Annotated in this window: 22 protein-coding genes; 18 read left to right on the top strand and 4 right to left on the bottom strand. The window is 67.3% G+C overall.

Going from position 1 to position 24,507, the window contains the following annotated elements; genetic code table 11:
- Positions 1-65: 65 nt before the first annotated feature.
- A complete protein-coding gene (locus KX816_11765) occupies positions 66-794 on the top strand; it encodes a DUF72 domain-containing protein (GenBank protein ID QXQ08534.1) in 729 nt (242 codons plus the stop codon).
- 28 nt (positions 795-822) lie between these two features.
- Here KX816_11765 and KX816_11760 read toward each other — a convergent pair whose 3' ends face one another.
- Complete coding sequence (locus KX816_11760; protein QXQ04968.1) at positions 823-1,848, bottom strand: hypothetical protein; 1,026 nt, start codon at positions 1,846-1,848, stop codon at positions 823-825.
- The gene (locus KX816_11755; protein ID QXQ04967.1) at positions 1,842-2,273 is read right to left on the bottom strand and encodes a pilus assembly protein; all 432 of its coding nucleotides are present in this window, start codon (positions 2,271-2,273) and stop codon (positions 1,842-1,844) included. Before KX816_11755 ends, KX816_11760 begins: the two co-directional genes overlap by 7 nt.
- Positions 2,274-2,769: 496 nt before the next feature.
- On the opposite strand from KX816_11755, the gene KX816_11750 reads away from it, so the two are divergent.
- The 13 genes from KX816_11750 (at position 2,770) to KX816_11690 (ending at position 13,157) form a co-directional block, all read left to right on the top strand.
- Positions 2,770-2,952, top strand: a complete 183-nt coding sequence (locus KX816_11750) for a Flp family type IVb pilin (GenBank protein ID QXQ04966.1) — start codon at positions 2,770-2,772, stop codon at positions 2,950-2,952.
- Between the two features lie 92 nt (positions 2,953-3,044).
- Complete coding sequence (locus tag KX816_11745; protein QXQ04965.1) at positions 3,045-3,218, top strand: Flp family type IVb pilin; 174 nt, start codon at positions 3,045-3,047, stop codon at positions 3,216-3,218.
- Between the two features lie 90 nt (positions 3,219-3,308).
- Positions 3,309-4,337, top strand: coding sequence for a Flp pilus assembly protein CpaB (gene cpaB / locus KX816_11740; protein QXQ04964.1), 1,029 nt, complete (start codon positions 3,309-3,311; stop codon positions 4,335-4,337).
- Between the two features lie 2 nt (positions 4,338-4,339).
- Complete coding sequence (locus KX816_11735; protein ID QXQ04963.1) at positions 4,340-5,740, top strand: type II and III secretion system protein family protein; 1,401 nt, start codon at positions 4,340-4,342, stop codon at positions 5,738-5,740.
- Entirely contained in the window at positions 5,740-6,063 is a 324-nt protein-coding gene (locus KX816_11730) for a hypothetical protein (protein ID QXQ04962.1), read from the top strand. Before KX816_11735 ends, KX816_11730 begins: the two co-directional genes overlap by 1 nt.
- Before the next feature lie 31 nt (positions 6,064-6,094).
- On the top strand, positions 6,095-7,279 hold the full coding sequence (locus KX816_11725) for an AAA family ATPase (GenBank protein ID QXQ04961.1): 1,185 nt from the start codon (positions 6,095-6,097) through the stop codon (positions 7,277-7,279).
- Positions 7,276-7,434, top strand: coding sequence for a hypothetical protein (locus tag KX816_11720; protein QXQ04960.1), 159 nt, complete (start codon positions 7,276-7,278; stop codon positions 7,432-7,434). Before KX816_11725 ends, KX816_11720 begins: the two co-directional genes overlap by 4 nt.
- A gap of 32 nt (positions 7,435-7,466) precedes the next feature.
- Entirely contained in the window at positions 7,467-8,672 is a 1,206-nt protein-coding gene (locus tag KX816_11715; GenBank protein QXQ08533.1) for a CpaF family protein, read from the top strand.
- Entirely contained in the window at positions 8,669-9,664 is a 996-nt protein-coding gene (locus KX816_11710) for a type II secretion system F family protein (GenBank protein QXQ04959.1), read from the top strand. The genes KX816_11715 and KX816_11710 overlap by 4 nt, the downstream gene beginning before the upstream one ends.
- A complete protein-coding gene (locus KX816_11705) occupies positions 9,661-10,650 on the top strand; it encodes a type II secretion system F family protein (protein QXQ04958.1) in 990 nt (329 codons plus the stop codon). Before KX816_11710 ends, KX816_11705 begins: the two co-directional genes overlap by 4 nt.
- Positions 10,637-11,764, top strand: coding sequence for a tetratricopeptide repeat protein (locus KX816_11700; GenBank protein QXQ04957.1), 1,128 nt, complete (start codon positions 10,637-10,639; stop codon positions 11,762-11,764). Before KX816_11705 ends, KX816_11700 begins: the two co-directional genes overlap by 14 nt.
- The gene (locus KX816_11695) at positions 11,761-12,645 is read left to right on the top strand and encodes a tetratricopeptide repeat protein (protein ID QXQ04956.1); all 885 of its coding nucleotides are present in this window, start codon (positions 11,761-11,763) and stop codon (positions 12,643-12,645) included. The genes KX816_11700 and KX816_11695 overlap by 4 nt, the downstream gene beginning before the upstream one ends.
- Positions 12,642-13,157 carry a prepilin peptidase gene (locus KX816_11690; GenBank protein QXQ04955.1) on the top strand — a complete coding sequence of 172 codons (516 nt, stop codon included), beginning with the start codon at positions 12,642-12,644 and terminating at the stop codon, positions 13,155-13,157. The genes KX816_11695 and KX816_11690 overlap by 4 nt, the downstream gene beginning before the upstream one ends.
- 1 nt (position 13,158) lies before the next feature.
- Here KX816_11690 and KX816_11685 read toward each other — a convergent pair whose 3' ends face one another.
- Positions 13,159-15,783: a hypothetical protein gene (locus tag KX816_11685; protein QXQ04954.1), complete on the bottom strand. Its 2,625-nt coding sequence runs from the start codon at positions 15,781-15,783 to the stop codon at positions 13,159-13,161.
- A gap of 187 nt (positions 15,784-15,970) precedes the next feature.
- Positions 15,971-17,224 (bottom strand): FAD-dependent oxidoreductase, encoded by a 1,254-nt coding sequence (locus KX816_11680; protein QXQ04953.1) that lies wholly within the window; start codon positions 17,222-17,224, stop codon positions 15,971-15,973.
- 268 nt (positions 17,225-17,492) lie between these two features.
- Here KX816_11680 and KX816_11675 point away from each other — a divergent pair, with 268 nt between their 5' ends.
- From KX816_11675 to KX816_11660, 4 genes are all read left to right on the top strand, one after another.
- Entirely contained in the window at positions 17,493-19,346 is a 1,854-nt protein-coding gene (locus KX816_11675) for a hypothetical protein (GenBank protein QXQ04952.1), read from the top strand.
- A 60-nt stretch (positions 19,347-19,406) separates the two neighbouring features.
- On the top strand, positions 19,407-22,481 hold the full coding sequence (locus tag KX816_11670; protein QXQ04951.1) for a hypothetical protein: 3,075 nt from the start codon (positions 19,407-19,409) through the stop codon (positions 22,479-22,481).
- 12 nt (positions 22,482-22,493) lie between these two features.
- Positions 22,494-23,552, top strand: coding sequence for a PrsW family intramembrane metalloprotease (locus KX816_11665; protein QXQ04950.1), 1,059 nt, complete (start codon positions 22,494-22,496; stop codon positions 23,550-23,552).
- A gap of 65 nt (positions 23,553-23,617) precedes the next feature.
- A complete protein-coding gene (locus tag KX816_11660; GenBank protein QXQ04949.1) occupies positions 23,618-24,445 on the top strand; it encodes an outer membrane protein assembly factor BamD in 828 nt (275 codons plus the stop codon).
- Positions 24,446-24,507: the final 62 nt, after the last annotated feature.

Genomic DNA, 24,507 nt, shown 5'->3' with positions numbered 1-24,507 from the left:
ATATCGTGCGAAAAATCGGAGGGCATGTGAGCGAAAATCCCTCGTTTCCGGTGATCCTGCCTCGAATCGGGACAGCGGGCTGGTCGATCCCGCAAACTCATGACACCGGTTTCCCCAGCAAACGCGAGGGTGCCAGCCACCTCGAGCGTTATGCCGCGCGCTTCGATGCGGTCGAGATCAACTCCAGCTTCCACCGCCCGCACCGGCGCGCCACTTACGCGCGCTGGGCGGCGAGCGTCGGCCCCGGCTTCCGGTTCGCGGTCAAGTTGCCCCGAACGATCAGCCACGACCGCCGGCTGGTCGACTGCGGCGACCTGATCGAGCGTTTCGCCGCCGAGGTCGACGGTCTCGGCGACCGGCGCGGGCCGCTGCTGCTGCAATTGCCGCCGAGCCTGGCGTTCGACCCGGGCGTCGTGGCGGCGTTCCTGCGGCAGCTGGCGGCGGGGCCGAGCGGCAGCATCGCCTGCGAACCGCGGCATGCGAGCTGGTTCACCCCCGCGGCGGACGCGCTGCTGACGGCCGCGGGCGTCGCGCGGGTTGCGGCGGACCCGGCGCGGGCGGCGGGAGCGGAGACGCCGGGCGGCTGGCCGGGGCTGGCGTATTTCCGCTGGCACGGATCGCCGCATGTCTATCGGTCGGCGTATCCTGCGGCGGTGCTGGCGGCGCACGGGGCGCGGCTAGCGGCGCTGGCGGCAGCGGGCGTGCCGAGCTGGACGATCTTCGACAACACCGCGTCGGGAGCGGCGACCGGCAACGCCCTCGAACTGGCCGGCGTGCGGCCCAGCGCCGGGTGAATGTCCGATTTCCGCTGGTTTCGCGGCCCTAGTGAACCATGACCGTGCGGCGGTCGGGGGTCGGGTTGCCTTCCGAGGCCCAGTATTGCGTGCCGTTGGCGCTCGGGTACGGCGTCACCTTGACGACCGCCGGGCGCAGTGCGTCGAGCAGCTTGGTGGCGGTGCCGTTGGGATTGTAGCTGTTGGCACCGCTGGCGAAGACCGTCGGGTATTTGCTCTGGTCGGCGTAGAGGTGGAAGCTGTTGTTGGTGTCGCCGCGGAGCACGGTCGCGGTGATGTTCTTGACGTTCTTCCAGTCGAAGGCGTCGGGAACGATCAGGTAGGTGCCCTTGCAATAGGTGTCCATCTGCAGCTGCGTGCCGTTGCTGAAGGTGATGACGAAGGACACGTCCTCCCCGGCGGTCGGCGAGTAGAACTTGATCACCGGGTTGGTGCGGCCGCTCGGGTTGGCGAAGTAATAACTGGTGCTGGCGGCGTTGCCGGGGGTCGCCCACGACAGCCATACCGTTGGCTTGGTCGGCGGGCTGGCATCGTCGGGGATCAGCGTCAGCGGATAATCGGTGTTCGAGCATTTGTAGCCGGTCGACCATCGGGAAATCTTCATCGGATCGTTGCCCAACAGCTGCCGGAAGACCGGGCGATAGGACATCCGCGTCGTCACCCGGACGGCGTTGCTGAACAGCGCGCCGGTCTGGCCGGGAACCGGCGGGCCGAACCTTGTCGGATCGTCGGGAGCCTTCTCGATGTACCACCAGCCCTGGACGACGTCCGCGGCGGCCAGCGACGACGGCATGTTGGCGTTGGCATAGGTCTGCGCGGTCGTGGTGGCGAGGCTCTGGTTGCCGGGATTGGCGGCGATCAGCGCCTCGCGCCCGGCGTTGGCACCGGCGTCCGCGGCAGACTGGAGCTGCGAGACGCGGATCTGGGTCAGGCCGGCGTCGGCAGCGGCAGCGGTAACGAGGATGATCGCGGGCAGGCTGACCGCGATGACGGCGGCGGCAACGGCGCGCCTGTCGCCGAGCAGGCGACGGATCAGTCCGGTCTTGGTCAGCATGAGCCGCCTCCGAATGCGAGCGGTTCTTTCCGCATGGTGACGAACGTCGTCAGGTTGGTGAGGGTGAACGGGACGTAAGACAGGATCGCGGCGTCGGTGACGGGGACGCTGATCTGCATCGAGACGTCGGTGCCGATCGCCGGAGTGATCACCCAGTGCGCCTTTGGAACCCAGGGTGGCAGGCTTTTCAGCGCCTGCGTCTTCGCATCGGCGATCGTGGTGATCGTGCACACCGCCATCGCCTGCACGGTATCGCGCGCCGAGCTGGCCATCAGATTGTACGAATACATCATCGCGCCGACCTGGAGCGTGCCGAGGATCAGCGTCAGCAGCAGCGGCAGGACCAAAGCGAACTCGGCTGCGCTCGCGGCGCGACGCGACGCGAGCAGCTCCCTGATACCCTTCAATCGGTCTCGATTGTTCATGATACCCACGCTGTAAATTGGCCCAGTAACACGACGTAAACTATTCCTTAGTTAATATGTTTCGCCTGCGCAACCCTCATCAAACCAGAGAGCGAAACCGGGTCGTTAGTAACACTGTCACAGAAACGATCGGCCATTCGTGCCCAGTCAAACTTCGGGGCTGCGCATCGATGCCATGACGTACAGAAACGACCACGCTCGAAACTCGCGATGATGCCCCGAATAAGTTATCGCATTGTTGTTAACAACTATTAATTACCGCCAGTAGTGTGTCTTCAGTGTCGCATCAACAATAGTCCTTAAGCATGTATGAAAAATAATGTTGCGTTATTGATTCGTTACGGGTAGCCAACAAGACGAGGCTGAACCAAGGGGTCGATGGGAGCATGGTAAATGCGCCCGTTCATCACACGGCTGGCTTCGCATTCCCTCCCCCGGTCAGACCCGGTGGAGCAAGCAATCGCCGGCCTTGTGCCGGTCAACAGGGGTACTTGAAATGACGAAGCTTCTGAATCTCTACTGCAAGCTGCAGGCGAACAGGTCGGGTGCCTCGGCAGCCGAATACGCGCTCATGATCGCCCTCATCGGCGGCGTGATCGTTGTTGCCGCTACGGCACTCGGCAACAACATGGACGCCGTCTTCACGACCTTTGCAGCCAAGGTTAAGACCCCGTCCTGACGAGTGACTGGACCCGCGTCCCAAACCGGGCGCGGGTCCACCTCGATTTACGAACCCTCTGACGGCAAATCAGGGGTGCCAGGGGGCGTACAATGAACAGATGGCTAAAACGAGCAAGACTGTCTCGTTCCGGCGCATCAGCAGCGGAATACGCACTGATGATCGCCTTTATTGCTGGTGTTGTTGTGATCGGAGCAACATCGCTAGGTGCAAACGTAAAACAAGTCTTCAATGAATTCGCGCCGAAGATGCAGACTCCGAACTAGTTCGCGTAGGGCGAGCAGTCTTCGATAGAGTGTAACGTTTGCGTAGATTAGATACAGGGGGGCAAGCGTGTGCGTAGATCGTCATTTCTAATGTTGATCGGTGCTGCCGTCCTTGGTGTCATCGCCGTCTTCATCGCCCGCGTCGCGTTGAGCCCGTCGGCTCCGCAGCAGGCCGTAGTCCAGGAAACCTCCTCCGTCGCCGCCGCGACCATCGCGATGTCTTTCGGTGACAAGCTCACCGCGGCCAATCTCAAGCTCGTCAAGCTGCCGGCCGAAGCAATTCCGCAGGGCGCGTTCCGCACCATCCCGGCCGCGCTTGGCGACGGCACCCGTGTCGCGCAACGCGCCATCGCGGCGAACGAGGTCATCGTGCCGAGCGCAATCTCCGGGACCGGCAACCGGCTCAGCGCGAGCGGCGCCATCGGACCGGCGATGCGCGCCATATCGGTGACGCTGACCGAGGCGACCGGGGTCGGCGGCCTGATCGCTCCGGGCGACCATGTCGACGTCTATATAACCCGGACGCCGCCCGAAAAGGCGCCGCACTTCGACGTCGTCGCGCCCGGCGGGTCGGTGTCGACCGACGCGTCCGGTGCAGCGGGCCTCGGTGCCGCGGCGGGTCATGTCATCAACAGCGCCTCCAATGCAGTCACGGCGAACTCGATCGGGATCGACGGCAAGCCGATCGCGCGGCGCGGCCCGCAGGCGACGCTGGTCCGCGCGGCCACGGCGGGCGAGGACACCAAGCTGCCGCCGATCACCGACCTGCTGGTCCAGGACGTCCGTGTCCTCGCGATCGGCCAGAACTCCAACGTCAGCACCGAGAAGCCGGAGCTGGTGAAGTCGGCGACGCTCGAGGTGACGCCGGTGCAGGTGTCGAAGCTCACGCTCGGGCAGAGCGTCGGGGTGCTGACGCTGGTGCTGCGGCCGCTGTCCGACAAGGACCGCAACGCGATCTCGTCGATGCATGTCGAGGACCTCCACGACGGGCCGGCGACGGCGGTGGCGGTAAGTTCGCCGCGCCGGGGCGGGAGGGCCGTCAAGCATGCCGCGGCACCGTCGGTGACCATCGTCCGCGGTGTCGCGTCGACGAGCTATGCGGTCCCGGGGGGGCAATGATCATGCACAATTCGCCGCTTCGCCTTGCTGTCGTCGCCGCGCTGGCCGGCTTCGCGCTGCCCGCCGCGGCCGCGAGCCCCGACCCGGGAGCGGTGTCAGAGGGGCGCTCGGGCGCGGTGCTGCAGGTGCCGCTCAACAAGTCGCAGACGCTCAGGCTCGACCGGGCCTATGCCAAGGCGCTGATCGGCAACCCCGAGATCGCCGACGTGCTGCCGACCTCGATCAGCTCGATCTATGTGATGGGCAAGAAGATCGGGTCGACCAACCTGACGATCTATGACCGCAAGGGCGCCATGGTCGCGGTCGTCGACGTGGTCGTCGGGCCGGACGCGATGGGGCTGAAGCGCCAGCTCGCGGACCTGATGCCGAACGAGGCGATCTCGGTCAGCGTGTCGAACGACAGCATCGTCCTGCAGGGCAACACCGAGAACGCCGCGAGCGCCGAGCGCATCGCGACGATCGCCGAGACCTATGCGCCGAAGAAGGTGCTCAACCTGATGAGCGTCAACCAGGCGCAGCAGGTCCTGCTGGAGGTGCGCTTCGCCGAGATGACGCGCGGCACGGTCAAGCAGCTGGGGATCAGCAACGTCACGTTCTTCAAGAACGCGATCGTCGGCGTGGACTCGAGCCTGACGCCGGCCGTCGTCAGCCCGAACGGCGGCTACACGACCCCCGCCATCAACCCGGCCTCGAACCCGATCTCCGCGATCGTCAACCTGCTGGGGCCGGCGATCTCGGTGAAGATCGACGCGCTCGAGCAGCAGGGGCTGATCCACACGCTGGCGCAGCCGAACCTGGTGGCGCTGTCGGGCGAGAGCGCGAGCTTCCTGGCGGGCGGCGAGTTCCCGGTGCCGACCGGCGTCGATGCGTTCGGGCGCCTGTCGATCGAGTTCAAGCAGTTCGGCGTCAGCCTGGCGTTCGTGCCGACGGTGATCGGCGACGGGCTGATCAACCTGTCGGTGGCGCCCGAGGTCAGCTCGCTCGACCAGACCGCGGGCATCCAGATCAGCGGTATCCAGATCCCGGGCCTCAAGGTCAGGCGGGCGAAGACCTCGCTTGAGCTCAGGGACGGCGAGGCCTTCGCGATGGCCGGGCTGATCCAGTCGGACTTCAACGACACGGTCAAGGCAATCCCGCTGCTCGGCAAGCTGCCGATCATCGGGACGCTGTTTCGCTCCACCTACTTCAACCGCAACGAGACCGAGCTGGTGATCGTGGTGACGCCGCACATCGTCCGGCCGGTTCGCCCGGTGCAGATCGCGCTGCCGACCGACCGCATCCAGCAGCCGAGCGATGTCGACCTGTTCCTGAACGGCAAGACCGAAAAGCGCGGGCCGGTGGTGCTCCTCAACGGGGTCAAGCCGGGCGGGCTCGACGCCGACTTTGGCCATGTGGTGAAGTGATGAACAGCAAGCTTTATGTGGTAGCGCTGGCGGCGGTCGTCCTCGGCGCGGTGCCGGCGCTGGCGGGTTCCGATCCGGAGTTCGGCGCGACGGTGCGCAACAACCGCGACGCGCAGATCATCAACCCGAACCCGAACTACGCCGGTCTGCCGCCACCCTCGGGCAACGGCCGGCGCTCCGCGGACGCGATGATCCGCTACGAGACCGGGCACCTCAAGCCCTTGCTCAAGACCAACGGCAAGACCGATGTCGGCGGGCAGGGCGGGGCCGAGGACGCCCCGACGATCATGGTGCCGCTGCTCGGCACGGGGTCGCCGAACTGATGAACCAGGTGTTTCCAGTGGCGTACCGCGCATGAGCCAGGTTCATTCCATCCGTCCCGGCGTGGTCGCGCCCGGCGGCGCTGCGCCGACCCGCGTGCTGCTGATCCTCGAGCCGAAGACTTCCCCGGGCATCGCGGATGCCGCCCGCGGCGACTATCTGCTCAGCGTCGAGCCGATCGGCATCGAGGCGGTGTCCGCGACTACGCCAGGGCTGCGCCGCGCCGAGGTCATCATCGTCGAGGTCGACCCGTTCAACCCGGTGATGTTCGACGAGTTCGAAGCCTTTGCGCGCGAGTATGCGGGCAAGCTGCCGGTGATCGCCGGGGTCCGTGACCTGACCGTGGCCGCGACCCGCCTGGTGCTCCGCGCTGGCGCCGTCGACGTGCTGCCGCTGCCCTTCACCGCCGAGGAGTTCGCCCACACCGTCGATCCGGCGCGCGAACAGGCGCTGACCAAGCAGGCGGTCAAGCCGGTGAAGCGCGGCAAGATCATTTCGTTCCTGGGGGCCATCGGCGGCTGCGGCACGACCGCGCTGGCGACGCAGGCCGGCATCATCTGGGCCGCCAGCGCCAAGGTCTGCCTGATCGACCTCGACGTGCAGTTCGGCAATGCGGCGCTGTACCTCGACCTCAAGCCCAAGCTCGGGGTCTTCGATGTCATCGAGGCGGGTGACCGGCTCGACGCCGAGGTGCTGCAGACGATCGCCGAGCAGCACGCCTCGGGCTTGAGCGTCGTCGCCAGTCCGCCCGACATGGTGCCGCTCGACATGCTGTCGACCGAGCTTGTCGAGAAGATGCTCGAGCTGGCGATGGCGAGCTATGACATCGTCCTTGTCGACCTGCCGGCGGCGTGGACTAACTGGTCGCTCCGCGTCATCGAGATGTCCGAGCTGACGTTGATGGTCACCAGCCTGTCGGTGCCCGGCATCCACCAGGCCAAGCGCCAAGCCGAGGTCATCGACGGCAACGGCATGAGCGACCGGCTGCGGGTTGTTGTCAATCGCGTCACCCATCCGATGTTCGGCAAGATCGACCTCAGCGACACCCAGGCGCTGATGGGCCGCCGCATCGATTACGCGATTGCCAACGACTATCCGACCGTCAGCAGCGCGATCGATCGCGGCAAGCCCTTCGCCGCGAAGACCCGCGTCGAGAAAGACCTGCGCGCGATGGTCGGGTCGCTCGCGGCCAGCCTGCTGGAGAAGGCGGCGCTATGATCTGGCCGAGCCGCCGGGTCCCCGTCGCCGATGTCGCGGTCGATAGCGCTGCGGACGCCGCTGCACCAAAGCCGGCTCCAAAGCTCAAGGCCGCGCCGGAAGCGACCCGCCTCGACAAGATGACCGAACTCAAGTCGATCTCCACCAGAAGCTGATCGTGCGGATCAACCTCGCGGCGCTGGAGACGATGACCCGCGACCAGGTCGGACGCGAGATCGGCGAGATCGTCTCGGACATGCTCAAGGAGGTCAACCACGCGTTGAACCTCGTCGAGCGCAAGCAGATGGTCGAGGACATCCTCGACGAATTGCTCGGGCTCGGGCCGCTCGAGCCGCTGCTCAAGGACCCGTCGATCACCGACATCATGGTCAACGGCGCCAACATCGTCTTCGTCGAGCGCCGCGGCCGCATCGAGGAAGTCGGCACGCGCTTCGCCAATGACGCGCACCTGCTCAGGATCATCGGCAAGATCGTCAGCAACGTCGGGCGCCGGGTGGACGAGAGTTCGCCGATGGTCGACGCACGGCTTCCCGACGGCAGCCGCATCAACGCGATCATTCCGCCGCTGGCGGTCGACGGCCCGGTGCTGTCGATCCGGAAATTCTCCAAGACTCCGATCGACATGGACAAGCTGGTCAGCTTCGGCGCGATGCCCGAAAGTGCCGCAATCGTCCTGCGCGGTGTCGTCACGGCGCGTCGCAACCTGCTGATTTCGGGTGGTACCGGCTCCGGCAAGACGACCATGCTGAATGCGTTGTCGGCCTCCATCGACGGTTCCGAGCGCATCGTCACGATCGAGGACTCGGCCGAGCTCCAGCTCCAGCAGCGTCACGTCGTCCGCCTCGAGACCCGCCCCGCCAACATCGAGGGCCGCGGCGAAGTCGCGCAGCGCGAGCTCGTCAAGAACGCGCTGCGGATGCGGCCCGACCGCATCATCCTCGGCGAAATCCGCTCGGGCGAGGCGTTCGACATGCTGCAGGCGATGAACACCGGCCACGACGGCTCGATGACCACCGTCCACGCCAACACCGCGCGCGATGCGCTCAGCCGCGTCGAGCAGATGATCGGCATGTCGGGCATCGACATCAGCCCGAAGTCGGCGCGCGCCCAGATCGCCTCGGCGATCCAGGTCGTGCTCCAGCTCGAGCGCCTCAGCGACGGCCGCCGCCGCCTGACCTCGCTCGCCGAAGTCACCGGCATGGAGGGCGAGACAATCCTGATGCAGGAAATTTTCCGCTTCGAGCGCAAGGGCATCGACAACGAGGGCATGGTCATCGGCGAGCTCAAGCCGACCGGCGTGCGACCGCGCTTCATGGACATCTTGAGCGCGCGCGGCATCCACCTGCCGTCGAACATCTTCGATCCGTACCGCTCGCTGGAGGGCGCGGCGTGAATTATTTCGATCCCCAGCTGATCTTCTACTCAGTCGTCTTCCTGGGGACGATGCTGCTGGCCCAGGGGCTGTTCGCCTATCTCGGCGAGCGCAACAACACGCACAACCGCGTCAACAAGCGCGTCAAGATGATGCAGGAGGGCGCCAGCAACGAGCAGGTGCTGTCGACGCTGCGCCGCGACGGGCCCAAGGCGAGCTCGATCTTCGCGCCGCCGTCGATCGTCGACTACCTCGAAGTCCGGCTGACCCAGGCCGGGATGCGGATGCCGGTCCACCAGCTCATCGTCCTGATGATCAGCGCGACGCTGACCATCGGCCTGCTGTTCCCACTGATCGGTGGCATCACCGGGCAGCTCCACTCCGCGGCGAGCTACCTGCTGCTCGTCATCTTCGCGGTGGTGCTCGGCATCCTGATGCCGCTGTGGCTGCTGTCGCGCAAGGCGAGCGCCCGCATCGCCAAGTTCGAGGCGCAGTTCCCGATCGCGCTCGACATCTTCGTTCGCGGCCTCCGTGCCGGCCACCCGGTGACCAGTGCGCTCGAACTGCTGGTGACTGAGGTTCCCGATCCGATCGGATCCGAATTCGGCATCGTCATCGCCGAGATGAATTACGGCTATGACCTGCGCGGCGCCCTCTCCAACCTGGCGCGACGGGTCCGTACCCAGGACATCCAGATGTTCGTAGTGTCGGTGGCGATCCAGGCCGAGACCGGCGGTAACCTCGCCGACATTCTCGACGGCCTGTCGAAAGTCATCCGCGACCGTGCCTCGATGGTCCTGAAGGTCCGCGCGCTGGCGGGCGAGGGCAAGATGACCGGCATCCTGCTCAGCGTGCTGCCGGTCGCGACCTTCTGCTTCGTCTTCGCGACGCAGCCGAGCTTCTACCTGAACGTCGTCGACGACCCGATCTTCCTGCCGTCCGTGATGGCGATCGTGTGCTGGTACTCGACCGGCATCGTCATCATGAACAAGCTGATCAAGATCGAGGTATGACCGCCATGTCCGACCTTGCGCTGCCCAATCTGGCAATGACGATGATGCTGGTGGTGGTGTTCGGCATCGTCGTGCTCGTCGTGATGGCGGTCGCGCCGATGTTCGCCGGCAAGGTCGACATGCGGCAGCGCCTGTCGACGACCGCGGTGACGATCGAGGGCAACCCCGGGAAGTCCGGCAGCCAGACTCTCGTCCACGACGATTCACGCTCGATGTGGGCACGGCTGGTCCAGCAGGTCGAGAAGCGCGGCCTGTCGCTGACCGATACCAAGGGCGACGCGCTTGCCGAGAAGCTGATGCTGGCAGGCTATACCCAGTCGTACGCGGTGCGTGCGTTCGTGCTGATCAAGACGACGCTGACACTGGTCCTGCCGCTGCTCGCGCTGCTGGTGATGTACACCGTCGGAATGCCGCCGGCGACAAAGCTGTACATGATCGTCGTCGGATCGGCGGCGGCCGGGCTCTATATCCCGAACATGGTCGTCAGTTCGAAGGCGGCGCAGCGGAAGAAGGAAATCCTCAACGGGTTCCCGGACACGCTCGACCTGATGCTGGTCTGCGTCGAGGCCGGGCTCGGCATCGACGCGAGCTTCTCGCGGGTCGGATCCGAGATCGTCACCTCCCACCCCTTGCTGTCCGAACTGCTCGCCAACGTCTCGCTCGAACTCCGCGCCGGGCGGACGCGGGAGGTGGCTCTGAAGAATCTCGCGCGGCGGACCGCGCTGCCCGAACTCACCGCGTTCGTGACGCTGCTCAACCAGTCCGCCAAACTCGGCTCGAGCGTCGGCCAGGCGCTCAAGATCTACGCCGCCGAAATGCGCGAGGCACGCCGGATGCGCGCTGAGGAAAAGGCCGCGCGCCTGCCGGTGCTGCTGTCGGTGCCGCTGGTGCTGTTCCTGCTGCCGACCATGGTGTCGGTGCTCATGCTGCCGGCGATCATCAACGTCAAAGCCAACCTCGCGGGAGTTGCGCGTGACAACAAATAGCCCGGCCCGGCTCAGCACGCCCGCCAGGCTCCGCCTCGGCGCGATGGTCGGCTTTGTGCTTGCCGACGTCGCCGTCGCGCACGCCCATGGCAGCGGCCGCCTGCCCAAGCTCGATGTCATGGCGGGGGTGCGCGTCGCGGCCGCGTCGACACCGGTCCCCGAGGGCGATGCCTATGCGATGGGCAAGTCGCTGCTCGCGCTCAACGACGTAAGCGGTGCGCTGGCGCAGTTCCGGCAAGCGATCATCGCGATGCCGAACTCTGCCGACGCGCTGAATGGCGTCGCGGTGAGCTACGATCGGCTCGGCCGCCCCGACATCGCGCGGGTCTATTACGAGGCCGGGCTGGCACTCGAGCCGGATTCGCCGACGCTGCTCAACAACTTCGGCTATTCTCTCTATCTGCAGGGCAATCTGGTCGCCGCGATCGAGCCGTTGCGCGCGGCTGCGAGCTCGCAGGATGCTGGCTCGGCGGCGTCGGCGCAGCACACGCTGGCACTGATCGCAGTGGCGTTGCGGGCCGCCCGCACCGAAGCCCCGACGGTCGCTGAAGCCCCTCCGAGCGCGCATATCGAGGTCACCACGGCGGGCGAGCAGCGGCTCGTGCTTGACGATGGCCCGCGCCAGCGCGGCGCCTCTCCGGAAGCCCATGAAGTCATGGTCGCGGCCGCCTGGACCGATGCCGACGATCACGCCCTGCTGACCCAGGTCGTTGCCGAGAAGCGCGCCGAGGCCACGCCACTTGCCGAGGCGACGGAACTCGCCAAAGCCACCGCACTCGCCGCGGCCGAGCCTGCGGCCGACGCCGTCGCCCCACTCGCCGTGCCGATGCTGGCCAGCGCGCCCGCCGCCGCTGCCCGGCTGCCGTCAGGATCCCGCTTCGACGTCGCCGAAGCATTCGCGCGGGCCCGGATGCGCGCGCCGCTCGGGGCCGAAGCGACGCGGGTCGTCGCGCTCAACCAGCGCCGTCTCGGTGCGGGCGACGTCGGTGGCAGCACGCTCGCGGCCTTCGCCACCGGTGGACGCGTCGCGCGCGCCGAGTTCGACAGCGACGATGCCCAGCTCAACGCCTTCGCGACCCGCATGAGAGCCGACTCGCGCGGTGTCGTCGCATGAGGATTTCCCGGCTTTTGGCCTGCACTTGCCTCGCGCTCACCACGACGGTGGTCAGCGCTGCAGTCGCGCCATCGGTCCCCGCGGTCGAGGTGCTGCCGGCATCGCCAGACCTGCTGATCGGCCGGATCGAGGCGGCGATCACCGGCGACCTGCTCGATGTCGCGCGCGACCTGATCGCGCGCAGCGCCGCGACCTTGCCGCCGCAGCAGGTCGTCCGGCTCAGCGCCGAATACGCTCTCGCATCGGGATCGCCTGAGGATGCCGCCAACGGCTTCGCGACACTGACCAGCGACCCGGTGCTCGGGGGGAACGCGCAACTGGGGCTCGGCCTGGCGCGGCTGCGCCTCGGGCAGAACGCACAGGCGATCACCGCACTCGATGCGGCGCTGGCGATCAACCCGGGCTCGGTGCGCGGCTGGATCGCGCGCGGTGTCGCCGCCGACCGTGGCCGCGATTGGCCGAACGCGGAGACCGCCTACGCCAAGGCGCTGGCGCTCGAGCCGGCGTCGGCGTCGGCGTACACCAACCGGGGCTATTCGCAGCTGCTGCGCGGGCGCTTCGTCGAGGCCGCGGCGGATTCGGCCCGCGCGCTCGCCATCGATCCGAAGTCCGACGTGGCGCGCAACAACCTGCGGCTCGCGCAGGCGATGCAGGGCGACTACAAGAACGCCTTCAAGGGTTCGACCAAACTGACCATGGCGCGCGACCTCAACACCGTCGGTTTCGCGGCGATGTCGCGCGGCGATTACGGAATCGCCGAGACCTTCTTCACCCGCGCCATGCAGTCCAATCCGCAGTTCGACCGCATCGCCTGGGATAACCTGGTCTATCTGAAGCAGCTCGCGCACAAGCCGATCGATCCCGGCGTCGCACTGAAGTGAGCGTCTTGCCGAGCGACGCGCCGGCGTTGATCGCGCTCGCCCCCGCCCTGATCGCCTTCTTCATCGTCCTCGGTGCAGCAGCCTTCGACGTCGCGCGGTTCGAGATTCCGGATTGGGTATCGGTGGCGATCATCGTCCTCGCCGCCGTCCACGGACTGCTCCATCCGGGCTTCGTCTGGTGGCCGCACCTGCTCGCCCCGGTGCTGATGTTCGCCTTCGGGCTGCTGGCTTTCAGCCGCGGCTGGCTCGGTGGCGGCGACGTCAAGCTGATGACCGCGCTGGCGGGATGGTCGGGCGTCTTCCAGCTGCCGATCCTGTTCTTCGCGATCTCGCTGTGCGGTGGTGTGCTCGCCGTCGTGTTGCTGCTGGCGCGGCACGGCGCGGCCTTCGCCGGGGTCCAGGGCCCGCGGCTGCTCGGGCGCGGCGAGCCGCTGCCCTATGCGGTGGCGATTGCCGGGGGCGTGATCTGGTGGGTGTGGGCGACGGGTGGCGGGCCGATCGCGGCGTTGTAGCTCAGGCGGCGGCTGCGGCCGGAGTCAGGCGCCCGGTCGAGCGCGCGATCGCGACATACAGCTTGCCGAGATCGGATGACACGATCGTCGCCATCAGCGCGTCGCCGTCCGGGTCGGTGAGGATACGGCGGGTCAATTTCTCGAAGGTGTCGAGGTAGCGCGAGGCTTCGTCGCGGAAGGCCGCGTCGTGCTGGTAGTGACGGGCGATCTTGCGGGCCATGTCGCGGTCGACAAGCTTCACCGTGCGCCGTGCGAAGACGCTCCGGTCGCCGCCGAGATAGTCGACCCAGGCGTTCTCGCCGACATCGACCGCGAGCAGTTTCGACACGTCGACCGAGGCCTCGCCGAGCTGTTCGATGAGCCGGGTCGAGCGCGCCGACAGCGTGTCACGGGCGCGGACCTCGATGCGGACCTCGATCTCGGCGACCTTGTCCGCGACGTTTTCGATCGCTTCGTGGAGCGCGCGGGTCTGGCCGCCGACGCGCTCGACCGCGGCTTCGGCGGTGGTGCCCAACCGGGCCGCGGCGTCCTCGATGGCCGTGAGCTGGGTCCGGATCGGCGTTGCGAATGCCGCTTCGACGATAGTCGAGCTCGAGCGTTCGAGCGCGCGTTCGGCGTCGGCGACGACCCGTCCGAGCATGTCGTGCATCGCCGCCGCGCCCTGTTCGGCGAGGCCGCGCGCGCGCTCGAAGATCGGGCCGAGGCGCTCGGAAGCGTCCTCGGTGGCCTTGGCGGTCCCGGTGCGGATGCCTTCGAGGACCGCGCGCGCCCGGTCGAAATGCCCGGCCAGCACCTCGGCGCCCTCGGCAAGATGCCCGCGTTCACGCGCGAAGGCTTCGGCGGCACCACCGATCGCCGCAGCGCCCTGGCCGATCGCGGCATGGAGCGCGTCGGTGCGCTCGAGCAGGCCGCCCGCATCCGCGGTCAGGGCGTCGAGCGCCTTCGACGAGTTTGCCAGTCGGGCGTCGAGGCCGTCGCCGAACGCGGCGAGGTTGCCGCTGAAGTTCGCGATCTGGCCGTCGATATCGTCGAGCACTGTGCGCGCGCTGCCGAGTGGACGGCCGAGATCGTCGATCGCGGTGTGGACCGAGCCGATGTGGTCCGCAAGCGCCATCAGGCGTGCGTCGCCGTCGAGCTTGGCCGCGCCGAGACGGGTCTGGACCGCGTCGAGGTCGGCGACGACACCGGCGCTGGTGCGGGCGCTCAGCTCGCCCTGCGCGACGATCTGCTCGCCGAGGTTGCGGGTGGCGAGGTCGAGTGCGGCGATGCGCTCGCCGACCTGGCGTGCGTCCGCTTCGCCGAGCGTCGCCATCTCGAGCCGGGTCGCGCCGACCAGTTCGCGGATGGTGCGGGTCGCTTCGCTGCTGGCGAGGAGCGTGTCACGCAGGCCGTCGACGCGCTGGACGAGCGCGACCGCCCCGGCGTCGACGTTCCTCAGTTCGGCGACCGTGGCGGGCAGGCGGCCCGCCAGGCCGACCCCGAGCTCGTCCGCGATCCGCCTGAGCAGGTCGAGCTGTTCGGCCAGCGCGCCGATCGCCGTGCCGGAAGCCCCGAGCGGACCTTGCAGCCCTTGGAGGTTGCGGTTCACTGCTCCGATGCCGGTGTTGAGGCTGGCGAGCACGGCTTCACTGCCGCTGCGGGCCTCATCGAGGCGCGCGGGGAGGGTGGTCAGGTGCAGGTCGGTCTGCTCGATCAACCCGGCGCTGTGCACTTCCTGCGCCGCGAACAACTGTTTGAGCCGGTCGGCGGCATCGATCAGCCGGTCGAGGCGCTCGCCGATGACGCGGGTACCGTGCTCGCCGGCCTCGTCGAGCGCCAGACGCACGGCACCGAGGCGTTGCTCGAGGGTGTCGGTGTGCCCGGCGATGCGTGTGCCGACGTCGTCGAGCGCGGTGACGCTGCGTTCGAGCACGCCGTCGATGGCGGCGTCGAGGGCGTAGGCGCGCTTGGCGAGCGCGCTCGTGGTGTCCTTCGAATGCTCGTCGACGGCGGCGAGCTGCTTCACGATCGCGCCGATCACCGCGCCGGCTTCGGCCCCGGTTTCGCGACTGCGGACGCCGACCTTGGCGAGCAGCGTGTCGATGGCGAGGATCTGTTGCGCGGTATCGGAGCCGAGGCGGCGCAGGACCGCGTCGAGCTCGCCGACCTGCCGCCCGAGGTCCGGAATGCGCTCGGCAAGGAGGGCGGCGGCGCGGTCGGCGTCCTCCCCGGCATCGACGAGCCTGGTTGCGGCGAGGCCGAGTGCGGTGGCGCTGGCGCCGAGGCCGCTGCCGTGTGCCGACGCCGCTTCGGCCATGCGCTCGGCCTGCGCGAGGCTGCCGCCGAGCGTCGCGTCGAGCGCGCGCAGGCGGCCTTCGATGGCCATCGCCTCCGAACCGGCAGCGGCGAGCCGGTTCTCGACGCCGGCGTACTCGGGGCGGCGGGCGCGGCGGAACAGGGCGACGGCAAACAGTGCGCCGACGATCGGCGGGAGGACGGCGGCGGCGATGTCGAGGCCGTCGCCGAGACTGCCGGTCCAGTGCATCCAGCCGCGTACGCCAGCCACGCCGACCCACGTCACGCAGGCGAGCAGGATGAGTGGCAACAGCCGTGTCAGGGGCGCGTCGTCCGGGACGTCGCGGGTCACCGGGACGGTCGCTCGGAGGGCATGACGGGGCGGCCCCAGCGAAAGGCGCCGCGTAAGCGCTCGAGCATCGTTCGCCCCCCGGTCATGACGGATTTATGCAAGGGCTTGTGGGTCGGTGCAATCGGGACACAAGCTACGGTGCACGATAGCTGGGGATAGCTTCAATTTAGTTGGGGATAAGTAACGGTCAGGCGGGGAGCAGTTCCTTCAGCGTCGCGGCGCTCGCGATCGCGTCGGGTGACAAGCGAGCCCCGGCGGCGACCAGCGCGCGGCCCTGGACATAGTCCTTGGTGGCGTTGACGCAGTCGAGCGCGATGACCTGGCCGGCGCGGAGGTAGACCAGCGCGAAGCTGCGCGCCGCGGGGTCGCCGCGCAGGACAGTCGCGTCGAAGCCGGTCGACAGGCCGACGGTCTGCAGGCGGAGGTCATACTGGTTCGACCAGAACCACGGCACGGCGTGATAGGGCGGCGAGGCTGCTGCCCCGGCCTTTGCCGCGATCGACTTGGCGGCGACGGTGGCCTGGTCGTTGGCGTTCTGCACAGACTCGAGCCGGATTCGCGCGCCCGCCGCGAAGTCGTTGTGATGCGCCGCGCAGTCGCCGATCGCGTAGATGTCGGGCAGCGAGGTCCGGCAGAACTCGTCGACATCGACGCCGTTGCCACCCGCCGCGCCGGCTTCGAGCAGCGGCTGCACGGCGGGGACGATACCGATGCCGACGATCGCCATCTCGCAGGGCACGGTCTCGCCGCTGCCGAGGCGGACGCCGGTGACGCGGCGGTCCTGCTCCTCGAGATAGTCGACGATGACGCCGAGCCGGATGTCGACGCCGTGGGCGCGGTGCTCGGCCTCGTAGAAGCGTGACAACGGCTCGCCGGCGACGCGCGCCAGGACGCGGTCCTGCGCCTCCAGGACGGTGACGTGCTTGCCAAGCTTGGTCAGCACGGCCGCCGCCTCGAGCCCGATGTAACCGCCGCCGATGACGGCGACCTCGGTGGTTTCGGCGAGTTCCTCGACCAGCCGGTCGACATCGGCGCGGGTGCGGACGGCGTGGACGCCGATCAGGTCGTGGCCGACGCAGCTGAGCCGCCGCGGCGCACCGCCGGTCGCCCAGATCAGGTGACCATAGTTGAACGTCGCGCCCTCGGCGGTGGTGACGGTGTGGGCGGCGGGGTCAACGACGGTGACCCGGCGGTGGGTCAGCATCGCGATATCCCGGTCGGCCCAGAAGTTCGCGGGGCGAATCAGGATGCGGTCGAAGGGTTTGTCGCCGGAAAGATAGTCTTTCGACAGCGGCGGCCGCTCGTAAGGGAGTTCAGGTTCCTCGCCGATGACCGCGACGGTGCCACCGAAGCCGGCCTGGCGCAGCGCAATCGCAGCTTGTGCGCCGCCGTGTCCGGCGCCGACGATGACGACATCGTAGGTTGTGCTAACTATCGGCATCGATTGGTCATTACAGCGGCCACCTTGTTCACGGTCGAAATCGCAAGTGCCGCTTCGCATGAGTTGGTCGGCTTCGTCACCTGACAATAATTACTGTCAAGATCCCAAGATTACGATTCCTGTTCACATTCGGCTCATAATGCGCCATAGTTGATCATCGGGCAGGCGTTTTTGTACCGAGTCGGGTTGGGCTGTGCCCCGGCGGTACGTTGCGTCGACATCTTGTCAAAGACAGCGTCCTTCCAGTTCAATCTCGTGGAGTTTCCAGATGAGCACAGTTCTCTCGAGTAATCGCAAGGGTTTGCTAGCTGCAGGCGCGCTGGTCGTTGTTGCAGCGTCGGCTTATTCGATCGGGCGCGTCTATCCGCCGATGGGTCCGATGAGCGGCACCATCGCCCCCGCCAACCGTTACGTGTCGAGCCAGATCACCAGCGCCGACGTTCAGCTTGGCGACACCTCGGTGCCGCAGCTGATGCAGACCGACGTCTATGAAGTGATGGTCAAGAACCCCAGCTTCCGCACTCTCGCCTCCGATCCGGGATTTGCCGCACTCGCGCAGAACCCCGCCGCGATGGCCGCGATCGCCGCCAACCCGTCCGCCTTCGCCGCGCTCGGCCGCAACCCGCAGGCTTTCCAGGCGCTGCTCGGTGCGGCGCAGGTAACGTCGGCAGCCGCTTCGGCCGCCAACGCCCGCCAGGCCAGCGCCTTTGCCGCGATGGCGAGCCACGCACCGTCGTTCGCTGCAATGGCGTCGCAGCCGGCGGCGTTCGCTGCCCTCGCGGCTCACCCGGCCGCCTTCGCAGCGCTCGCCAATCACCCCGCGGCGTTCGCGGCGATGGCCGCAAACCCCGCTTCGTTCGCGGCGTTCGGCAAGAACCCGGCCGCCTTTCAGTCAGCTGCGGCAACCCCCGCGAGCTTCAGCGCGATGGCGGGGCAGGCCGATGCCTTCCGGGCGCTCGCACGCGATTCAGCGGCAATGAGCGCACTTACCGCCGACGCCTCCGCGTTCACGGCGCTCGCGTCCAACGCCAAGGCCTTCCAGTCCCTCGCCAGCGATGCCAGCGCCTTCCGCGCTGCGACGAACGCCCAGGCGCTGTCGGCCATGGCGAGCAACGCCGATGCCTTCCGCGCCGCCGCCGGCAATGCCCAGGCACTGTCCGCGATGGCCACCTCGGCGAGCGCATTCGCCTCACAGCTTGGGGCTGCCAATGCCCGCGTCAGCAACGCCATGTCGGCGGATGCGCGCGTCAGCAGCGCCATGTCGGCCGACGCGCACAACGCCAACGCGATGAACGCCCAGATGGCAGCGCGGGGCAGCGCGGCGCAGGGCCTCAACGCTCAGATGGCCTCGGCGATGGCGATGCATGCCAGCGCGTTCCAGGCGCTCGCGGCTCAGCCGGCAGCGTTTGCTGCGATGGCGGCACATCCGGCGGCGTTTGCGGCGATGGCGCGTCACTCCGTGGCGTTCCAGGCGATGGCCGCCAACCCGGCGGCTTTCGCAGCGTTCGGCAAGAACCCGGCGGCCTTCCAGGCGGCGGCGGCGAACCCGGCGAGCTTCGGTGCGATGGCGCGTCAGTCGGCTGCCTTCCAGGCGATGTCGCGGGATGCGGCAGCGATGTCGGCGCTTGCGGCCGATGCTTCGGCCTTCAGCGCAATGGCTTCGAACGCGGCCGCGTTCCAGGCGCTCGCCGCCAATGCCAATGCCTTCCAGGCTGCGTCCAAGGTCAACGCCTTCGATGCGATGGCGTCGAACGCGCAGGCTTTCCGCGCTGCCTCGTCGAACGCCCAGGGTCTCGCGGCGATGGCAAACGCCGCCCAGGCGTTCCGCGCCCAGTCCGCCGTCGCTTCGATGGCGGCTTCGGGCGTGGCGAGCCAGGCGCTCAGCGCCCAGGCAGTCAGCGCGATGGCGGCCAACCCGTCCGCCTTCGCGGCAATGGCCGCCAACCCGGCGTCGTTCACCGCGCTCGCCGGGAACGCGCAAGCTTTCGCCGCTTTCGCCCGGCACGGTGCGGCGTTCCAGGCACTGGCCAATCAGCCCGCCTTCGCGGCGCTGGCCTCGAGCCCGGCGTTCGGGGCGATGCTGCGCAGCCCTTCGTTTTCGACCGCGCTCGCTTCGCAGTGAAGTCACTCTAGCGTGACGTGTGCCGGGGGGCACACGCGGTACGGATGGCGCATTCCGGCATTGCTTGCCGGGTGCGCCATTGCCGTTTCGGTCGCTGCGGACGCGCAGACCGTCGAGGGGACGCCGCCGCCGCCTCCGGTGACCCCGACGATCCACGAGGAAGTCGTCCAGCCGGCACCTGATGTCGCCGATCCGGCACCGTCGCCGAACGCCCCGGTCGTGACCCCGGCCACAGCGCCAGCCAAGCCGCGACACGCGCCGGCGATCGACCTGTCGACACTCGAGACCAAAGACCTGTCGCTGCTCTATTTCGACCCGGGCCAGACGTACCTGACGCCCTACGTCGCGCGCAGCTTCGAGAACGCGATCCAGCTCCACGAGAAGATGTTCAACTGGAAGCCGTGGGACCGCACGACCGCGCTGCTCAAGGACTTTTCGGACTACGGCAACGCGGCGGCGCGGTCGTCGCCGAACAACGCCATCCTGCTTGACGTCGCGCCGCTCAGCCTGAGTTTCGAGACCTTCTCGCCCGGCGAGCGCTTCTTCACGCTGACCAACCACGAGCTCGCGCACGTTGCGACGATGGACGTGTGGAACACCCACGACGCCGGCTGGCGCAAGTTCCTGCACGGCAAGCCGATGCCGGTGCAGGAGCATCCGGAATCGATCCTGTACAATTACCTCGCGACGCCGCGGGTGAACGTGCCGCGCTGGTGGCTCGAGGGCAGCGCGGTGTTCATGGAGACATGGATGGCGGGCGGGCTCGGGCGCGGGCAGGGCGCTTTCGACGAGATGGTGTTCCGCGCCAAGGTTCGCGACAACGCCCGACTGTACTCGCCGCTGGGCCTCGAATCCGAGGGCACGTCGGTCGACTTCCAGGTCGGAGTCAACGACTACCTCTACGGCACGCGCTTCTTCAGCTACCTCGCGCTGACCTATTCGCCCGCCAAGGTCATCGAGTGGCTGCGGCGCGACGAGGGCAGCACCGGTTATTACTCTGCCGCCTTCCGCAAGATCTACGGCAAGTCGCTCGATTCCGTCTGGGGCGACTGGATCACGTGGGAGCACGGCTTCCAGACGAAGAACCTCGCGGCGCTGGCGAAATATCCGCTGACCCCGATCGAGCATCTGGTGCCGCACGGCCTCGGGTCGGTGTCGCGGACCTTTTACGACGCCAAGACCAACAGCCTGATCGGCGCCTTCCGCTATCCGGGTGTCATCGGGTTCGTCGGGTCGCTGTCGCTCGACACCGGCAAGATCCGCAAGCTCGGCGAAATCAAGGGCATGATGCTGTACCGCGTCACCTCGATCGCGTTCGACCCAGCGGCGCGCAAGGTCTTCTATACCGAGGATAATTACGCGCTCCGCGACATTGTCGAGGTCGACGTCGACACCGGCAAGCGGCGGATGCTGCTGCGCGACGCCCGCATCGGCGACCTCGTGGTCAACGCTGCCGACAAGTCGATCTGGGGTATTCGCCACCAGAACGGCTTTGCGACCTTGGTCCGTATCCCGATGCCCCACCAGGGCTTCAACCAGGTCCACACCTTCGCCTACGGCACGACGCCGTTCGACCTCGATATTTCGCCGGACGGCACGATGATCTCCGCCTCGGTCGGCGAGATCAACGGGGAGCAGTCGGTCCGCGTGTGGCGGACCGCCGACCTGCTCGCGGGCCAGCCGCCGAGCGATGTCGCGAAGCTCGTGCTCGCGCCGTCGACGCCCGAGGGCTTCGTCTTTACGCCGGACGGAAAGGCGCTCTACGGCAGCGCTTATTATACCGGCGTTTCCAACATCTTCCGGTTCGACATCGCGAGCGGAAAGAGCGAGGCGGTCAGCAACTCCTCGACCGGGCTGTTCCGACCGATCCCGATGGCGGATGGCACGCTCATCGTCGACGAGTACACCGGCGAGGGCCTAACCCCGTCGCGGATGACGCCGAAGCCGCTCGACGACCTTGGTACCGTCGTCTTCCTCGGCACCGAGATCGCCAGGCAGCGCGCCGAGGTAAAGACCTGGGGGGTCGGCTCACCGTCGCGCATCGACCTCGACGCATTGGTCACCGAGCGGGGCCACTACGTGCCGTCGAAAGCGCTCAAGCTCGACGCCGCCTACCCGATCATCGAGGGCTACAAGGGCGACGTCACGTTCGGCTATCACCTCAATTTCGAGGACCCGCTGCAGTTCCGCCAGTTCAAGGCGACGATCAGCGTCTCGCCCTACAACCAGATGAAAGCGCTTGAGCGGCTCCACATCGACCTCGAGCTCAAACTGCTCGATTGGCGCTTCCGCTACTGGCACAACGACGCCGATTTCTACGACCTGTTCGGACCCGTCGAGCGCAGCCGCAAGGGCGACGCGTTCATCCTCAACTACAAGAAAGCCAAGATCTACGACCCGCCGCGCCAGCTCGACGTGTTCGGGACCGCAGCGGCATATTTCGGCCTCGACCAGCTCCCGACGGCGCAGAACGTCCCGTCCAATTTCAGGACGCTGCTCTCTACCGAACTCGGCGCGCGCTACACCAACACCACCAAGTCGCTCGGTGCCGTCGACCACGAGAAGGGCATCGGCTGGGAAGTCGTCGCCGACGCGGACTATGCCAAGTCCAACGTCTACCCACGCATCCATGCCGGTTTCGACGCCGGCGTGCCGCTGCCGATCCACAATTCATCGGTGTGGATCTACACCAGCGCCGGCGTCGCCGGCGGCAAGGCGCTGAGCCCGCTCGGCAGCTTTTACTTCGGCAGTTTCCGCAACAATTACGTCGATGACCGCGAGGTCAAGCGCTACCGCGAACTCGAAAGCTTCCCGGGCTTCGACATCGACGGCATCGATGCGCGCACCTTCGGCAAGGCAATGGCCGAGTGGAACCTGCCGCCGGTGCGCTTCGCCGAGGTTGGCACCCCGAGCCTGTTCCTCAGCTCGGCGCGCACCGCCTTGTTCGCGGGCATCCTCGCCGCCGACCGGGCGTCCGGTGGCTCGCAGACCTACCAGTCGATCGGCGGGCAGGTCGATTTCAACTTTACCGTTGCGCTGCGCCTCCCGATGACGTTGTCGTTCGGGGCCGCTAGCGGGTTCCGTGACGGCCACTACCGGCGTACCGAACTGCTCGCGTCGCTCAAGATACTCTAGTATCGGGTCCGTATGGACCTGCCGATACTGCTTAACTGGGCCGTTGCCCTTGCTCCGGTATTGCTCCTGCTGCTGGCATTCGAGTGGCTCGACGTCTTCCACCTGATCCACATCCGCGCTGTCGTAGTGCTGCTCGCGCTCGGCGTCATTGCCGGGCTCATCGCCTACCCGATCAGCGGGCGCGTCCTCGACACGCTGCCGCTTGGCTTCACGGTCTACAGCCGCTTCGTCGCGCCGTGGCTCGAGGAAGCACTGAAGGGCGCTATGGTGGTCTGGCTATTCGCCCGCAACCGCATCGGCTTCAAGCTCGACGCGGCGATCTCGGGCTTCGCGATCGGTGCCGGCTTCTCGGTCTTCGAGAACTGCATCTACCTCGCCAACCCCGACAACGCGCATTATGCGATGGGCGTCTGGATGGTCCGCGGCCTTGGCACCGCGGTCATGCACGGTGGTGCGACCGCGCTGTTCGCGGTGCTGGCGCATCAGCTCAACGAGGGCCTCGCGCGCGACCACGAGGCAGCGTGGCACCTCCGTCCCAGCCGCTTCGTGCCCGGGTTCCTGGTCGCAGTCGCCATCCACAGTGCCTTCAACCAGTTCCCCGACCGGCCGTTGATCGCCATGGTCGGCGCGTTGCTCGTGCTGCCCGCCGCCATCATCATCGTCTTCCGCTTCGGCGAGCGCGAGGCGCGCAAATGGCTGGCCGAGGAAACCGTCAGTCACCGCGCCGCGCTCGATGAACTGCGCGGCGGAAACTTCCCTGATACCGCCAGCGGCCGGCTGGTCGAGGCGCTCGCCAGCCGGGCCAACGGCAGCGCCCCGCCGGAGCTGATCCGCGAGTATCTCGAGGTTCACACCGAGCTCGTGCTCCGCGCCGAGGAGATGATGGGGCATCAGGCGAACGGCGAAGCGCACGCGCTCGGCAACGGCGACCGCGTGCTGTTCAAGCGGCTCGGCGAGCTTCGCGACCGGCTCGGCCGGACGACCCTGGCGATGCTCGCGCCGCTGCTGCCGTTCAGCCGCGAGGAGCTGTGGGAGATGGACGAATTCCGCCAGCGGCTGCGGGGGCGCTAGCGCATCCGCCGGCTGAAGCGCTCATCGCTTGGCGCGCGCCGGGGCATCGGGTAAGAGCGGCGCCTATGACCTCATTGTCCCTGCGTAAACTGCTGTTGCCGCTGCTCGCCACCGCGCTGGTGTTGACGGGCTGTGCGTCGTCGAAGGGCAAAAAGGACCGCGCCTACATCGCCCGCGACGTCGAGACGCTGTACAATGTTGCCCGCGATACGATGCTCAAGCGCCAGTACAAGCAGGCGGCGGCGATGTACGACGAGGTCGAGCGCCAGCATCCGTATTCGGTGTGGGCCCGCCGCGCCCAGCTGATGAGCGCCTACAGTTATTATGTCGGTCGCCAGTACAACGAGGCGATCCAATCGGCGCAGCGCTTCCTGTCGCTCCATCCCGGCAGCCGCGAGGCACCATACGCCTATTACATCGTCGCGGTCAGCTATTACGACCAGATCTCCGACGTCGACCACGACCAGAAGATCACCCAGCAGGCGCTCGACGCGATGGGCGAGCTGATCCGCCGCTACCCGAACACCGACTATGCCGCCGACGCCAAGCTCAAGATCGACCTGACCCGCGACCACCTTGCGGGCAAGGAGATGGAGATCGGGCGTTTCTACCAGGACAACCGCCAGTACCTCGCCGCTGTCCTGCGCTTCCGTACCGTCGTCGAGAAATACGACACCACGAGCCACATCCCGGAGGCGCTGCACCGCCTCGTCGAGTGCTACCTGTCGCTCGGCATCCCCGAGGAAGCGAAGAAGGCCGCGGCGGTCCTCGGCTACAACTATCCGGGTTCGAAATGGTACGACCGCTCGTTCGCGCTGATCGGCAAAAAGGCCAAGGAAGTCGCTGCCAAGCCCGTCGCCAACAAGCCCGCCGAAGCGGCGAAGGCCACCTGACCGCGGCGCGGCGCAGCGGTGTTCCCCGCTCGGGCAGACGCCCGGGCAATACTAGTTTTTGG

The sequence above is a fragment of the Sphingosinicellaceae bacterium genome (assembly GCA_019285715.1).
Lineage (GTDB): Bacteria > Pseudomonadota > Alphaproteobacteria > Sphingomonadales > Sphingomonadaceae > Glacieibacterium.
The sequence above is the reverse complement of the archived record's forward strand: the minus strand, read 5'-3'. Positions and strand labels throughout refer to the sequence as shown.

Coding starts and splice junctions, on each gene's coding strand:
- KX816_11725 (QXQ04961.1), top strand. CDS start 6,095: ATGAGCCAGGTTCATTCCATCCGTCCCGGCGTGGTCGCGCCCGGCGGC.
- KX816_11715 (QXQ08533.1), top strand. CDS start 7,467: ATGACCCGCGACCAGGTCGGACGCGAGATCGGCGAGATCGTCTCGGAC.
- KX816_11705 (QXQ04958.1), top strand. CDS start 9,661: ATGACCGCCATGTCCGACCTTGCGCTGCCCAATCTGGCAATGACGATG.
- KX816_11665 (QXQ04950.1), top strand. CDS start 22,494: ATGGACCTGCCGATACTGCTTAACTGGGCCGTTGCCCTTGCTCCGGTA.
- KX816_11750 (QXQ04966.1), top strand. CDS start 2,770: ATGACGAAGCTTCTGAATCTCTACTGCAAGCTGCAGGCGAACAGGTCG.
- KX816_11720 (QXQ04960.1), top strand. CDS start 7,276: ATGATCTGGCCGAGCCGCCGGGTCCCCGTCGCCGATGTCGCGGTCGAT.
- KX816_11745 (QXQ04965.1), top strand. CDS start 3,045: ATGAACAGATGGCTAAAACGAGCAAGACTGTCTCGTTCCGGCGCATCA.
- KX816_11760 (QXQ04968.1), bottom strand. CDS start 1,848: ATGCTGACCAAGACCGGACTGATCCGTCGCCTGCTCGGCGACAGGCGC.
- KX816_11680 (QXQ04953.1), bottom strand. CDS start 17,224: ATGCCGATAGTTAGCACAACCTACGATGTCGTCATCGTCGGCGCCGGA.
- cpaB (QXQ04964.1), top strand. CDS start 3,309: ATGTTGATCGGTGCTGCCGTCCTTGGTGTCATCGCCGTCTTCATCGCC.
- KX816_11660 (QXQ04949.1), top strand. CDS start 23,618: ATGACCTCATTGTCCCTGCGTAAACTGCTGTTGCCGCTGCTCGCCACC.
- KX816_11755 (QXQ04967.1), bottom strand. CDS start 2,273: ATGAACAATCGAGACCGATTGAAGGGTATCAGGGAGCTGCTCGCGTCG.
- KX816_11730 (QXQ04962.1), top strand. CDS start 5,740: ATGAACAGCAAGCTTTATGTGGTAGCGCTGGCGGCGGTCGTCCTCGGC.
- KX816_11735 (QXQ04963.1), top strand. CDS start 4,340: ATGCACAATTCGCCGCTTCGCCTTGCTGTCGTCGCCGCGCTGGCCGGC.
- KX816_11675 (QXQ04952.1), top strand. CDS start 17,493: ATGAGCACAGTTCTCTCGAGTAATCGCAAGGGTTTGCTAGCTGCAGGC.
- KX816_11695 (QXQ04956.1), top strand. CDS start 11,761: ATGAGGATTTCCCGGCTTTTGGCCTGCACTTGCCTCGCGCTCACCACG.